13 protein-coding genes are annotated in these 14,163 nt (G+C 66.8%); 8 read left to right on the top strand and 5 right to left on the bottom strand.

The window, feature by feature from the left end; all coding sequences use genetic code 11:
- Positions 1 to 211: 211 nt before the first annotated feature.
- On the top strand, positions 212 to 1,693 hold the full coding sequence (locus tag AC57BR_RS18825) for a nucleobase:cation symporter-2 family protein (protein WP_496363303.1): 1,482 nt from the start codon (positions 212 to 214) through the stop codon (positions 1,691 to 1,693).
- Positions 1,694 to 1,792: 99 nt separating this feature from the next.
- Here the strand turns inward: AC57BR_RS18825 and AC57BR_RS18820 are convergent, their stop codons facing one another.
- On the bottom strand, positions 1,793 to 2,548 hold the full coding sequence (locus AC57BR_RS18820; RefSeq protein WP_496363301.1) for an IclR family transcriptional regulator: 756 nt from the start codon (positions 2,546 to 2,548) through the stop codon (positions 1,793 to 1,795).
- 212 nt (positions 2,549 to 2,760) lie between these two features.
- Here AC57BR_RS18820 and AC57BR_RS18815 point away from each other — a divergent pair, with 212 nt between their 5' ends.
- From AC57BR_RS18815 to AC57BR_RS18790, 6 genes are all read left to right on the top strand, one after another.
- Positions 2,761 to 4,236, top strand: coding sequence for an NAD-dependent malic enzyme (locus tag AC57BR_RS18815; RefSeq protein WP_496363299.1), 1,476 nt, complete (start codon positions 2,761 to 2,763; stop codon positions 4,234 to 4,236).
- 23 nt (positions 4,237 to 4,259) lie between these two features.
- Positions 4,260 to 5,858 (top strand): malate synthase A, encoded by a 1,599-nt coding sequence (aceB, locus tag AC57BR_RS18810; protein ID WP_496363297.1) that lies wholly within the window; start codon positions 4,260 to 4,262, stop codon positions 5,856 to 5,858.
- 3 nt (positions 5,859 to 5,861) lie between these two features.
- Positions 5,862 to 7,136, top strand: a complete 1,275-nt coding sequence (locus AC57BR_RS18805; protein WP_496363295.1) for a DUF6986 family protein — start codon at positions 5,862 to 5,864, stop codon at positions 7,134 to 7,136.
- Between the two features lie 10 nt (positions 7,137 to 7,146).
- The gene (locus tag AC57BR_RS18800; RefSeq protein ID WP_496363293.1) at positions 7,147 to 7,959 is read left to right on the top strand and encodes a bifunctional allantoicase/(S)-ureidoglycine aminohydrolase; all 813 of its coding nucleotides are present in this window, start codon (positions 7,147 to 7,149) and stop codon (positions 7,957 to 7,959) included.
- Between the two features lie 145 nt (positions 7,960 to 8,104).
- On the top strand, positions 8,105 to 8,461 hold the full coding sequence (locus AC57BR_RS18795; protein ID WP_496363291.1) for a VOC family protein: 357 nt from the start codon (positions 8,105 to 8,107) through the stop codon (positions 8,459 to 8,461).
- Positions 8,462 to 8,478: 17 nt separating this feature from the next.
- Positions 8,479 to 9,288, top strand: a complete 810-nt coding sequence (locus AC57BR_RS18790; protein WP_496363289.1) for an SDR family oxidoreductase — start codon at positions 8,479 to 8,481, stop codon at positions 9,286 to 9,288.
- 133 nt (positions 9,289 to 9,421) lie between these two features.
- Here AC57BR_RS18790 and AC57BR_RS18785 read toward each other — a convergent pair whose 3' ends face one another.
- Positions 9,422 to 10,597, bottom strand: coding sequence for a zinc-dependent alcohol dehydrogenase (locus AC57BR_RS18785; RefSeq protein WP_496363287.1), 1,176 nt, complete (start codon positions 10,595 to 10,597; stop codon positions 9,422 to 9,424).
- Between the two features lie 197 nt (positions 10,598 to 10,794).
- Here AC57BR_RS18785 and AC57BR_RS18780 point away from each other — a divergent pair, with 197 nt between their 5' ends.
- On the top strand, positions 10,795 to 11,067 hold the full coding sequence (locus tag AC57BR_RS18780; RefSeq protein ID WP_496363285.1) for a hypothetical protein: 273 nt from the start codon (positions 10,795 to 10,797) through the stop codon (positions 11,065 to 11,067).
- A 13-nt stretch (positions 11,068 to 11,080) separates the two neighbouring features.
- Here the strand turns inward: AC57BR_RS18780 and AC57BR_RS18775 are convergent, their stop codons facing one another.
- The 3 genes from AC57BR_RS18775 to AC57BR_RS18765 form a co-directional block, all read right to left on the bottom strand.
- Positions 11,081 to 11,800, bottom strand: coding sequence for an HAD family hydrolase (locus tag AC57BR_RS18775; protein WP_496363283.1), 720 nt, complete (start codon positions 11,798 to 11,800; stop codon positions 11,081 to 11,083).
- Positions 11,787 to 12,122, bottom strand: coding sequence for a YegP family protein (locus AC57BR_RS18770; protein ID WP_496363281.1), 336 nt, complete (start codon positions 12,120 to 12,122; stop codon positions 11,787 to 11,789). The genes AC57BR_RS18775 and AC57BR_RS18770 overlap by 14 nt, the downstream gene beginning before the upstream one ends.
- A 120-nt stretch (positions 12,123 to 12,242) precedes the next feature.
- A complete protein-coding gene (locus tag AC57BR_RS18765; protein WP_496363279.1) occupies positions 12,243 to 14,048 on the bottom strand; it encodes a glycoside hydrolase family 15 protein in 1,806 nt (601 codons plus the stop codon).
- Between the last annotated feature and the right edge of the window lie 115 nt (positions 14,049 to 14,163).

Raw genomic sequence — 14,163 nt, 5'->3', positions numbered from 1 at the left:
GCCGGCCCGCGGTCACGAAAGTCCGCGGGCAGGTCGGCACCAAGCAACACAACAAAGGTCCCGAGTTTTTGTCCAGATACCGCGACTTAAACACACCTAAGCCCCCAATAAGTGGACAAAAACTCCCCAAGCCCGCACCACAAGATTCAAATTGTTAGCCAGACATTGTTAGCCAGACGAAGGCGTCTGCCATGAACCAAGAAAGTCTGCCATGAACATCACCAAGAAAACCCGCCCAGCGGCAACCCGCCCGGAAGATCAGCGCCTCTCCATCGGCAGCACTTTCGCCTACGGGTTCCAGCACGTCCTCACCATGTACGGCGGCATCATCGCCCCGCCCCTGATCATCGGCGCCGCGGCCGGCATGTCATCCCAGGACATCGGACTGCTGATCGCAGCCTGCCTCTTCGTCGGCGGCCTGGCCACCATCCTCCAGACCGTCGGCATCCGCTTCTTCGGCTCCCAGCTCCCCCTCGTCCAGGGTGTTTCCTTCGCCGGCGTCTCCACCATGGTGGCGATCGTCCATGGCGGCGGCGGAATCCAGGCGGTCTTCGGTTCCGTGATCGCGGCCTCGCTGATCGGGCTGCTCATCACGCCCCTGTTCTCCAAAATCATCCGGTTCTTCCCGCCTGTTGTCACGGGCACGGTAATCACCACCATCGGCCTCACGCTCATGCCGGTGGCCGCCAACTGGGCCATGGGCGGCAACAAGGCGGCCCCCAACTACGGCAGCATGGCCAACATCGGCCTGGCCGCCGCCACCATGGCGATCGTCCTGCTGCTGAGCAAGGTGGGCAACGCCGCCATCTCCCGGCTGTCCATCCTCCTCGCGATGGTTCTCGGGACCCTGATCGCACTGGCGTTCGGCATGGCCGACTTCTCCAAGGTGGGCACGGGCGAGGTCGTCGCCTTCCCCACCCCGTTCGCGTTCGGTCCGCCGACGTTCGAGATCGCAGCGATCATCTCCATGCTGATCGTCATCCTGGTGACGCTCACGGAGACCTCCGCGGACATCATCGCCGTGGGCGAGATCGTGGGCACCAAGGTCGATTCCAAGCGGATCGGCGACGGCCTGCGGGCTGACATGCTCTCCAGCGCCATCTCCCCGCTCTTCAACTCGTTCACCCAAAGCGCCTTTGCCCAGAACGTGGGCCTCGTGGCCATCACCGGCGTCAAGAGCCGGTTCGTCGTCAGCGCCGGCGGCCTCATCCTGGTCATCCTCGGCCTGCTTCCGGTCCTTGGCCGGGTGGTGGCAGCGGTGCCGACGCCCGTCCTGGGCGGTGCCGGCGTCGTGCTCTTTGGAACGGTTGCCGCCAGCGGCATCCGGACGCTGTCCAAGGTGGAGTACCGGAACAACATGAACCTGATCATCGTGGCCGCGTCCATCGGCTTCGGCATGATCCCCATCGCGGCGCCGGCCTTCTACGACCAGTTCCCGTCCTGGTTCAGCACCATCTTCCACTCCGGCATCAGCTCGGCCGCGGTCATGGCCATCCTGCTGAACCTGCTCTTCAACCATTTCAAGGCGGGCAATTCGGAGAACCAGTCCGTGTTCGTGGCGGGCACCGGCCGCGTCGTCAAGGAGGAGGACCTGCAGTGCCTGGCCGACGGCGACCGCTTCGAAGGCGGGAAGCTGATCGACTGCGACGGCAAGGAAGTCCCGGTCCAGTCCTCCACCACGTCGGAGCACTAACCCACTCCACCAAGCGCGAATAAGCAGCTAATGCCCCCAAATCCGGGATTTGGGGGCATTAGCTGCCAGTTCGCGCTATGGAAGTACGACGGCGGGAGGTCAGTTTTGGTTGAGTTCGTCCGAGATCGCCTGGGCTGCTTCGCGCAGGAGCGGCACGGCGCGGTCAGCGAAGGCCTGGTCCACGCGGGAGACCGGCCCGGAGACGGAGATGGCGGTGGGAGTGGGCGCGTTGGGCACGGCCATGGCAAAGCAGCGAACCCCGAGCTCCTGCTCCTCCTCGTCGATCGAGTAGCCGCGCTCCCGGATCCGGTTCAGGTCCGCGATCAGGGAATCGAAGTCGCCGATGCTCTTGGCCGTGGGCGTGGGCATGCCGGTGCGGGTCACGATGCCGCGCACCACCTCGTCGTCCAGTTGCGCCAGGATCGCCTTGCCCACGCCGGTGTCGTGGGTGTGGGCGCGGCGGCCCACCTCGGTGAACATGCGCATGGAGTGCAGCGACGGCACCTGGGCCACGTAAATCACCATGTCCGAGTCCAGCACGGCCATGTTGGACGTCTCCCCCAGCCGGTCCACCAGGGACTTCAGCTGCGGCCGTGCCAGTGCACCGAGCTGCTTATTGGCGCCTTCCCCGAGCCGGATCAGCCGCGGGCCGAGGGCGTAGCGGCGGTTGGGCAGCTGCCGGATGTATCCCAGCGCCACGAGCGTGCGCAGCAGCCGGTGGATCGTCGGCAGGGGCAGGTCCGTGGAGGAGGAGAGCTCGCTGAGCGTCACGTCGCCGCCGGCGTCGGTGATCAGTTCCAAAAGTTCAAAGACGCGCTCAACGGACTGCACGCCTCCGGTGGGCTTCTCAGCCATGTAGCACTCTCCTGTTGCCTCGAATACGACAACTCTTATCCGCATCGTGAAAAAAGTTGCTTAGACAGCCAAAGATACAGCACGGCCCGGGGCCGCGTCGACGGAAGCATGAAGGGCTTGTGTTTCCATAAAGTAGATAATAATATCCATAATACGAAAACATTCAGCAGAGGAGTCCGCCCCAGCGGTGGGCCCGACCAGGAGGATATTCAATGGCGAACCCGAGCCCCGGAAACTCAATCACCCTGCGCGTGGAGGCGCCGTCGAGCTTCACGGCCACCAGCGAGCTCGCGGCAGCCGTAGGCGCCGCCGGAGCGGCCATCACCGCACTGGACGTCACCGAATCCCACCACGAGACCCTGGTTGTGGACGTCACCTGCAACACCACCGACCAGGACCACGCGGACCGCGTAAAAGACGCCCTCAACGCGCTCGACGGCGTCACAGTCCGGAACGTCTCGGACCGCACCTTCCTGATGCATCTCGGCGGCAAGCTGGAAGTCGTCCCGAAGGTGGCCCTGCGCAACCGCGACGACCTCTCCCGCGCCTACACCCCCGGCGTCGCCCGCGTCTGCCTTGCCATCGCCGAAAACCCCGACGCCGCCCGCAACCTGACGGTCAAGCGGAACACGATCGCCGTGGTCACCGACGGTTCCGCTGTCCTGGGCCTCGGCAACATCGGCCCCGCAGCCGCGCTTCCTGTCATGGAGGGCAAGGCCGCGCTGTTCAAGCAGTTCGCCAACGTTGATGCCTGGCCGGTCTGCCTGGACACCCAGGACACCGAGGAAATCATCAAAATCGTCAAGGCCCTCGCCCCGGTCTATGGCGGCGTCAACCTCGAGGACATCGCCGCGCCGCGCTGCTTCGAGATCGAGAACCGGCTCCGCGAGGAACTGGACATCCCGGTCTTCCACGATGACCAGCACGGCACCGCAATCGTCACCTTGGCAGCCCTGGTCAACGCGCTCCGCGTCGTGGGCAAGAAGCTCGAAGAGGTCCGGATCGTGGTCTCCGGCGTCGGCGCCGCCGGCTCGGCGATCATCCAGCTCCTCAAGGCCCAGGGCGCGCAGCACATCATCGCCGCCGGCCGCTCCGGCGCCATCCACTCGGGTGAGCAGTACGGCGACGAACACCGCAGCTGGATTGCCGCCAACACCAACGAAGAGGGCTTCTCCGGCACGCTGCATGAGGCCCTCAAGGGTGCCGACGTCTTCATCGGTGTCAGCGCGCCGCACGTCATCGGCGAGGAACATGTCGCCTCGATGGCCAAGGACGCCATCGTCTTTGCCATGGCCAACCCGACGCCGGAAATCGACCCGACAGTGGCATCGAAGCATGCGGCTGTCGTCGCTACTGGCCGCAGCGACTTCCCGAACCAGATCAACAACGTCCTGGCCTTCCCGGGCTTCTTCCGCGGGCTGCTGGACGCCGGGGCATCGGACATTACGCCAGAGATGCTGGTGGCCGCCGCAGAGGCGATCGCCAACCGGGTTGCTGACGACGAACTCAACGCCAGCTACATCATCCCCAGCGTCTTCGACCCCCACGTGGCCGCCGACGTCGCGGCAGCAGTCGCCGCTGCGGCCCACGCCGCAGCGGGTACTGGCATCGCGACGGCAACAGCGGAAGACTCAACAGAAGAAGCGGCTTCTGCTGCGGCAGACACAGCAGCCCTCGCCAACGCCTGAATCAGCCCTGGAAAGGACCCCCAATGGCTATCACAGTCACAGACCCCCGGCCGATCGAGCGTGCGGAGGAGATTCTCACCCCGAAGGCCCTCGCGTTCGTGGAGGAGCTCCACAAGCGCTTCGCCGGCCGGCGCGGCGAGCTGCTCGCGGCCCGCAAGGCCAAGCGCGAGCAGGTGGCCCGGACCGGCAACCTGGATTTCCTGCCGGAGACCAAGAACGTGCGCGACGGCGACTGGAAGGTTGCGCCGGCACCGGCGGCGCTGCAGGACCGCCGGGTTGAGATGACCGGGCCGGCTTCGCCGGCCAAGATGGCCATCAACGCCCTGAACTCCGGCGCCAAGGTGTGGCTCGCCGACCTTGAGGACGCCAGCACGCCCACGTGGGGCAACGTCATCGACGCCATCCTCAACCTCCGCGATGCCGCCACGGGAACGCTGAGCTACACCTCCCCCGAGGGCAAGGAATACCGGCTCCGCACCGACGCCCCACTGGCCGTCGTGGTGGCCCGCCCGCGCGGCTGGCACATGGAGGAGCGGCACCTGCTGCTCGACGGCGAACCCGCCGTCGGCGCGCTGGTGGACTTCGGCCTGCACTTCTTCCACATCGCCAAGCAGCTGGTGCTCAACGGCCATGGGCCGTACTACTACCTGCCGAAGATGGAGAGCCACCTCGAGGCACGGCTGTGGAACGACGTCTTTGTCTTCGCCCAGGACTTCCTCGGCCTCGGCCAGGGCACCATCCGCGCCACCGTCCTGATCGAGACCATCCCGGCCGCATTCGAGATGGACGAGATCCTCTACGAGCTGCGGGACCACGCCTCGGGCCTGAACGCCGGCCGCTGGGACTACCTGTTCAGCATCATCAAGTACTTCCGCGACGCCGGTGCCAGCTTCGTGCTGCCGGACCGCGCCACCGTGGCCATGACGGCACCGTTCATGCGGGCCTACACGGAACTGCTGGTGAAGACCTGCCACCACCGGGGCGCCTTCGCGATGGGCGGCATGGCTGCGGTCATCCCCAATCGGCGCGAGCCCGAGGTCACCGCGCAGGCCTTCGAGAAGGTCCGCGCTGACAAGACCCGCGAGGCGAACGACGGCTTTGACGGCTCGTGGGTGGCCCACCCGGACCTCGTGCCCGTGTGCCAGGAGGTCTTCGATTCCGTGCTCGGCGACCGGCCCAACCAGCTGGACAAGCAGCGCCCCGAGGTCTCGGTCACGGCCGGCCAGCTACTGGACATCGCCTCGGCGGAAGGCCAGGTCACGGAAGCCGGCCTGCGCCTGAACCTCTATGTTGCGGTGGCCTACACCGCCGTCTGGATCTCCGGCAACGGCGCGGTGGCCATCCACAACCTGATGGAGGACGCCGCCACGGCGGAAATCTCCCGTTCGCAGGTCTGGCAGCAGATCCGCAACGAGGTGGTCCTCGCGGACACAGGCAACAAGGTCACCCGCGAACTGGTCACCCGGATCCTGGCCGAGGAAACCGAAAAGCTGCGCGGCGAGGTGGGCGAGGAAGCGTTTGCCCGCTACTACCAGCCCGCCAGCGCCCTGATCGGCGAGATCTGCCTCTCCGAGGACTACACGGACTTCCTCACCACGCCCGCCTACGAACTGGTGGGCTAGGTCATGGCGGTACCCGAAACATCGCTGACCGCGGCGGACCTGGCCCGGATCGACGGGCAGCTGGCGGACACCGACAGGCTGCTCGAGCAGAACTACCCGGGCGACGACGGTTCCCGCCAGCCCGTCCACACCGTGTACGTTCCGGCTGACCGTTTCACGCCGTCGCTTGCCGCCGACTGGGGAACCCAGGCGCTGGCGACGGCGTCTGCCCACGGCGGGCTGGCCCGGCTCGGTTCGCTGCTGGGACAGGACGCCGACCTCGCCGAGGCAGTCGCCGCCCGGGTGGAGACGAAACTGGGCAGCGAGCCGATCGAGGACCTCCGGCTCGACTTCGAGGATGGGTTCGGGGACAGGGGCGACGACGCCGAGGACGCCGCTGCGGCTGCTGCGGCGTCCGCCGTGGCCGCCGCAGTTTCGGCCGGCTCCGCGCCGCCGTTCATCGGGATCCGCTTCAAGTGCTTCGAGGCCCCCACCCGGGCCCGCGGGCTGCGCACCCTCGACCTGTTCGTCTCCGGCCTTGCCGCGGCGGGCGAACTCCCCCAGGGCCTGGTTCTGACCCTTCCCAAGGTCACTACCGTGGCGCAGGTGCAGGCGATGGACTACGCGGTCTCCCGCCTTGAGGAGATCCACTCACTCCCGGCCGGCCGGCTCCGGTTCGAGGTGCAGGTGGAGACGCCGCAGCTTATTCTCGGGCCGGAAGGGAACTCCCCGGTGGCACAGCTGCCGCACGCCGTCCCGGGCCGGATCAGCGGCCTGCATTACGGCACGTACGACTACTCCGCTTCCCTGCAGATCTCCGCGGAGTACCAGTCGATGGAGCACCCGGTGGCCGACTTCGCCAAGGAGGTCATGCAGCTGGCCGTGGCAGGTACCGGCATCCGGCTGTCCGACGGCTCCACCAACATCATTCCCGTGGGCGACAATGTGGAAAACGCCTGGCAGCTGCACGGCCGCCTGGTGCGTCGTTCCCTGGAGCGCGGCTTCTACCAGGGCTGGGACCTGCACCCGGCGCAGCTGCCCAGCCGTTTCGCGGCGACGTACGCCTTCTACCGCCAGGGCCTTCCGGCCGCGGCGGCCCGGCTGCGGAACTACGTGGAGCAGACGGAAGGCGGCGTCATGGATGAGCCGGCCACGGCCCGCGCGCTTGCGGCGTTCGTACTGCGCGGCGTCCAGTGCGGCGCGGTAGGTGCCGACGAGGTACTGGCGCTTGCCGGCGTCGGAATCCCCCAACTCACCGGCCTGGCCCACCCAAGGCTGGCCCACACCACTTCGAAGTAAGGATCCACAGATGGGCAAGTATTACTACCCCCAGGGCGGCCTGCCGCCGCAGACCCACCTCACCACGGAACGGGCCATCGTCACCGAGGCCTACACAGTCATCCCCAGGGGCGTCATGACCGACATCGTGACCAGCTCCCTGCCGGGTTTCTCCAACACCCGCTCCTGGATCCTGGCCCGCCCGATCTCCGGCTTTGCCACCACGTTTTCGCAGCTGATCGTGGAGATCGGCCCGGGCGGCGGTGCTCCCAAAGCCGAGTTTGAGCCCGGCGTCGAAGGCGTTGTCTTCGTCACCAAGGGCAAGGTCAACCTGACCCTCGACGGCGAACTTCACCAGCTGGAGGAAGGCGGCTACGCCTACCTGGCCGCCGGTGCTGCCTGGGGTCTGGAGAACGTCTCGGATGACATTGTCTCCTTCCAATGGATCCGCAAGGCCTACGAGCGGCTTGAGGGTTACGAGGCAAAGTCCTTCGTCACCAGTGATGCCGAGGTGGAACCCACCGCGATGCCGGATACCGACGGCGCCTGGAAGACCACTCGCTTCACGGATTCCAGCGACCTGGCCCACGACATGCAGGTGAACATCGTGACGTTCCAGCCGGGCGGGGTCATCCCGTTCCCGGAGACCCACGTCATGGAGCACGGCCTGTACGTCCTGGAGGGCAAGGCCATGTACCTGCTCAACAACGACTGGGTTGAGGTGGAGGCCGGCGACTTCATGTGGCTGCGCGCCTTCTGCCCGCAGGCCTGCTACGCCGGCGGCCCGGGCCAGTTCCGTTACTTGCTGTACAAGGACATGAACCGCCAGATCCGCCTGACGTAGTCCCGCAGCGGGGCTCACCGCGGACCCACTGCCGCCGGAATCGCCGGAAGCCACCTGGCTTCCGGCGATTCCGCATTGCAGCCACAACCCGGCCAGCGCACTCCAACCCCTTGCATCACAACTGGGCGCAGGGAAGCATGGGGGCATGCTGACGATCGGAACGACTGTCCTCGGTGTCAACGACGTCGCCCGCGCCACCGCTTTCTGGTGCGACGCCCTCGGCTACGTCCCGCGGGAAGACGGCGACGAAACGTGGGTGGTGCTCGTCCCGCACAAAGGCGATGGCGCCCGCCTCGCCCTCATGCTCAGTGAGACCCCCGTGCAGCCCCATCCGCGCCTCCACCTTGATCTCTATGCCGATGACCAGGCCGCCGAGGTGGAGCGCCTCGTCGAGCTCGGCGCAGCAAGGGTGGACTGGGACTCTTATCCGGATGACCCGGACTTCATTGTGCTCGAAGACCCGGACGGAAACCGCTTCTGCGTTGTGGACGCGGCGGCCTGACACTGAAAGGACGCACCATGGAATTCTCGCCCGATTTCTCGCCCCGCACCGCCATTGTCACCGGCAGCGATTCCGGCATCGGCCGCGCCACTGCGGTGGCCCTGGCCCGGGCCGGGCTGGACGTCGGCATCACGTGGCATTCGGACAGCGAAGGTGCCGAGCGGACGGCTGACGAGGTCCGGTCAGCGGGCCGGAACGCGGTGGTCCGGCAGCTCGACACCACCGACCTCCTGACCTGCGCCGGTGTTATCGACGGCCTCGCCGAGGACCTGGGCGGCGTTGATGTGTTCGTCAACAACTCCGGCACGGGCGACGGTACCAAGTTCCTCGAACTGAACTATGAGACCTGGGCGAAAACACTGGACACCAACCTCAACGGCGCCTTCCTCTGCATCCAGGCGGCGGCCCGGCGGATGGTCGACGCCCGGCGTGGCGGGCGCATCATCGCCGTCACCAGCGTCCACGAGACGCAGCCGCGGGTGGGCTCGTCTGCCTACGATGCTTCCAAACACGGGTTGGGCGGGCTCATCAAGACCATCGCGCTGGAGCTGGCCACCCACGGCATCACGGCCAACTCCGTGGCGCCCGGCGAGATCGCGACGCCGATGACCGGCCAAACCGACGAGGACCCCCGCACTAAGGACCGTCCCGGCGTTCCCCTTGGCAGGCCCGGCGATGCCCGGGAAGTGGCCGCGGTCGTCGCATTTCTCGCGTCTCCGGCTTCCAGCTATGTCACCGGGGCGTCGTGGGCGGTCGACGGCGGCATGCTCCAGATGGGGCCGCAGGCCGGCTCCCACATCACCGGCCATGAATGGCGCGAGGGCTGAGCGGGTCCGTAGCCGAGCCTTTGGGCAAGACCCCGAACGGCGAGCGGCCGGCGGGTAAGTCCCCCGCCGGCCGCCGTCCCGGGCCTCGCTGCTAAAGCCCGGTGCCGCCTATGGCTCAGTGCCCGCTGGCCCGTCAGGGCTTGAGGACCACTTTGATGCAGCCGTCCTCTTTCTTCTGGAACTTTTCATAGAGCTCCGGCGCCTCGGCCAGCCCCGCGGTGTGGGTGACAAGATCCATCACACCCAGCGGATCGGCGTCGTCCTCCACCAGCGGAAGCAGCTCATCCGTCCACCGGCGGACATTGCACTGGCCCATCCGCAGCTGGATCTGCTTGTCGAACATGGTCAGCAGCGGCATGGGGCTGGCCGTGCCACCGTAGACACCGCTCAGGGAAACCGTGCCCCCGCGCCGGACCGAGTCGATGGCCGTGTGGACCACGGCGAGCCTGTCCACGCCGGCGGTTTCCATGGCCTTCTGCGCCACCTTGTCCGGGAGGAGGCCGAGGGCCTGGTGGGCGAATCCCGCCACCGGTGATCCGTGGGCTTCCATCCCGACGGCGTCCACCACGGCATCCGGGCCCCGGCCGCCTGTCATCTCGCGCAGTTCGTCTGCTATGCCCTTGGCATAGTCCAGGACCTCGACGCCGTGGCGCGCCGCCATCTCGCGCCGCTCCGGGACCGGATCAACACCGATGACCCGCTGGCCGAAGTACGCGCCCACGCGGGAGGCGAACTGCCCCACCGGCCCCAGCCCGAAGACTGCCAGCGTTCCGCCGGCCGGGGAGTCGGCGTATTTCACGGCCTGCCAGGCGGTGGGAAGAATGTCCGAAAGGAACAGGTACCGCTCGTCCGGAAGCTCCTGCCCCACCTTGACGGGGCCGTAATCCGCGAACGGCACCCGCAGGTACTCAGCCTGGCCGCCGGGAATCGAACCGTAGAGCTCCGAGTAGCCGTAGAGCGCGGCGCCGGAGTTCTTTTCCCGGACCTGGCTGGTTTCGCACTGCGACTGGAGGCCCTGTGAGCACATGTAACACTGGCCGCAGGAAATGTTGAAGGGAATGACCACGCGGTCGCCCTTGGCCAGGTTGGTGACCGCGCTCCCCACCTCTTCCACGATGCCCATCGGTTCGTGGCCCAGCACGTCGTCCTTGTGCATATACGGACCAAGCACCTCGTACAGGTGGAGGTCCGAACCGCAAATCGCGGACGACGTGATCCTCACGATCGCATCCGTGGGCTCCCGGATGACAGGATCCGGTACTTCCTTCACGCTCACCGAGCGCTTGCCTTGCCACGTCAGTGCCTTCACTGGAGTACCTTCCTGTAGCTGCGCGTCGCGTCCTTTCGACCGTAACGTGCCCGGGCCCGGATGTGAAGGTCAGTATGCTTACCAATTTTTTGAGAGCTGGAATGGAAAAGTAAGCAACCTTGCTTGTTCTCTTGTTTCGGCCGGAGAACGCTCCTAGCGTAGGAACTGTTCTTGCCCTCTACGGAAAGGCGCCCATCATGTCGCTGTACCAGCCCGAACCTGTGGAAATCTCCACGCGCATGCGCCCAGGCGAATGGACGGAGGCCAGCCTCGAGGAACTGGTGACCACCTACCGCGCAAAGATCCTTGCCATGGGGGCGGCGGTTTCGGAGGTGGTCACCGAGGTGGTGAGGAACGACGACGGCTCCGTCGCGGTTGCAGTGTCGTGGAACAAAGGGTCCTACGCGGACGAACCCGAGGGCGGCGGGTTCACGAACGCCGAATCCAGGGTGGACACGGCCGGGGCCTGACCCCGCAGGACACCTAGTCGGCGAGCAGCTTTCCGATCGCGCTGCGGCCCAGGTTGTCCAGCAGCTCCCGCGGCCCCTCGTAGACCTCGGCGGCTCCCACGTCGCGCAATTCCGCCTCACTGGTGCCGCCACAGGTCAGGGCGATGGTGGGGATACCGAGCCTGCTGGCCGCCATGACATCCCACACCGCGTCCCCCACATAGACCGCGCCGGGGGCCTGAACCCCCACAGCCTCCAGCGCTGCCACCAGGATGTCCGGCTCGGGCTTGCTGTTCTCCGCATCATTGGAGCTCGTGGCGGCATCAATGAAGTCATCCGCCGACAGGGCCTGCCGCAACGCCTTTAGATCCTGTTCCCTCGCGGACGAGGCCAGGGCCACCGCCAAGCCGCCCTGGCTACACTTGGCCAGCAGGTCCCGGGCACCGTCGAAGGCTCGGAGCGACGGCCAGTACGTGCCGAAAACCCCGGAATGGGCGGACAGGATAGTCTCGTCCACTTCCTTGTCCCGGGAGTCCGGCAGCAGGCTGTCCACCAGGCGCGCCCCGCCCATTCCCACACAGCGGTGGATCCGGGCCATGGGCACGTCGAAACCGGACTGGCGGAACGCCTGCCACCAGGCCAGGGTGTGGATATAGGCGGAGTCGATCAGCGTTCCGTCAACATCGAACAGGACCCCCTTCTCCCGGCGCAGCCCTGCCGGCCACCGACCCTCCGACGCGCTATCCACCGACACCCGCGCCGGCCTCGGCCCGTTGCGGCGCAGGAACCCGCTGCCGCGCGCTCTTCGGGGAGCCGTACCCGGTGCCAACCGTGGACTTCACCGCCTGACGGGCGGGCTTGGCATGGCGCTTTTGCGCGGGCCGCTTCACTGCATCCTTGCAGCGGTCACGGATCAGGCCGGTACCGGCAATCTCCCTGGCCTGGGCGACTCCTGCTACCGCTGCGCGCTTTGTCGGGAAGGTGACGGACACCGCCATCAGCGCCCCCGTTCCGTCCAGCAGCCGGATCCTGTATCCGCCGTCGGGAGCGTCCACCAGCTCGAAATATCCAGCCATTTTTGGCTTCCTCCTTCTTCACCCTTCGGTGAGGTGTTTAGTAAGTATACTTACTTACGCACCGAAGGTGAGAGGTGTCACCCAAATTTCGGTTCGGAAAAGGCTGGCGGTGCCGGTCGCTCAGGCGGTGCCTGCCTTTGACGGGAGCGGCTTGTCGCTCCGGCGGGGCCGCCGTTGGCTCAGTTCCAGGGCACTGGTCACCAGCGCGAAATGGCTGAACGCCTGCGGGGTGTTCCCGAGGTGCCGCCCACTTTGGACGCCCCATTCCTCACTCAGCAGGCCGACGTCGTTGCGCAGGGACAGCAGCCGTTCAAACAGTTCCGTGGCCTCCCGGTGCCGGCCGGCCCCAAGCAGCGCCTCCACAAGCCAGAAGGAGCAGGCCAGGAACACCCCTTCGTTCCCCGGCAGTCCGTCGTCGCTCGCCTCGGGCCGGTAACGGAGCACGAACCCATCCTCAGTCAGTTCACGCTGGATGGCGTCGATGGTGCCAATCACCCTGGGGTCGTCGGGCGGGAGGAAGCCCACCCTGGGAATGAGGAGCAGGCTGGCATCCAGTTCCGGCTGGCCATAGCTCTGCGTGAAGGTGTTCCGGTCGGCGTCAAAGCCCTTAGCCATGACTTCGGCGTGGATGGTGTCGCGGAGCGCCTCCCAGCGGTCCGCGGGACCGGGAAGCCTTGAATCCCGGACCCCTTTGACCATCCGGTCCGCCGCCACCCATGCCATCACCTTGGAGTGGGTGAAATGCCGCCGCGGCCCCCGCATCTCCCACAGCCCGTTGTCCGGCTGATCCCAGGCGCCTTCCAGGTATTCCATCAGCGCCACCTGGACGTCCCACGCCTCGTCCGTGTGCTTCAGCAGCGAGTTGCGGGTCAGGGCCAGGCAGTCCAGCACCTCACCCCACACATCCAGCTGAAGCTGGCCCGCGGCCGCGTTGCCCACCCTCACCGGCGCCGAGTTCTCATAGCCGGCCAGCCAGGGCAGTTCCAGTTCCGGCAGCCTGCGCTCGCCGTGGATTCCGTACATGATCTGCAGGTCGGCAGGGTCCCCTGCCACGGCCCGCAGCAGCCAGTCCCGCCAGGCCGCCGCCTCGGACGTGTAGCCGGCGGCGAGCAGCGCCTGCAGCGTCAGGGTGGCATCACGGAGCCAGCAGTAGCGGTAATCCCAGTTCCGCGGCCCGCCCAACTGCTCGGGCAGCGACGTGGTCACGGCCGCAACGATGCCTCCGGTGGGTGCGTAGGTAAGGGCCTTGAGCGTGATCAGCGAGCGCTGCACGGCGTCCTTGTACGGTCCGGATACCTTGCATTTGTCCGTCCATTCCCGCCAGAACCGTTCGGTGGAGTCCAGGACTTCCTCGGCGTCCACAGACCGGGGCCGGCGGACGTGGCTCGGCGCCCACGTCAGCACGAAGGGCACCCGTTCACCCGTCTTCACGATGAAGTCGCTGACGGTGTGCATGCGTTCGCCGCGCAGCGGTGCGGTGGTGACCAAGTAGGCAGAATCCGGGCCCGCGATCGCGTGGAGGCCGTGGCTGTCCCGGCGCACCCAGGGCATGATGTGGCCGTAGTCGAAGCGCAGGGCCAGCTCGCTTCTCATCCGGACGTGGCCGTGCAGCCCCACCACGATCCGGACGATGTCCGCCACCTCGTCGCGGGGCGGCATGAAGTCGATGACCCGGACGGCGCCGTCGTCAGTTTCCCACTCGGTTTCCAGGATGAGGGTGTGCCGGCGGTAGCGGCGCCGCGTGCAGCCGCCCCCGGCTGCCGGGGCGAGGAGCCAGCGGCCGGCTTCGGGGGTGTCCAGGAGCGCATTGAAGCAGGCCGGCGAATCGAACCGCGGCAGGCACAGCCAGTCAATCGACCCTTCAGTGCTGACCAGGGCCGCCGTGTGCAGATCCCCGACCACAGCATAATCCTCGATGCCTACCATGCCCTTACAGTGCCACAGCAGGCCCCGCGGCACGAGGGGGTGCCGGGTGTAGCCTGAAGTGAGGCGGAGCGGCCGCCGGAGCCTTGCCCAATTATCCCCGGCAGTGCCGGTGTGA

This window comes from Arthrobacter sp. BGA-UO-ETr-C19, from assembly GCF_059568005.1.
Note: the sequence above shows the minus strand (reverse complement) of the source record. Positions and strands in the feature narration are given on the sequence as shown.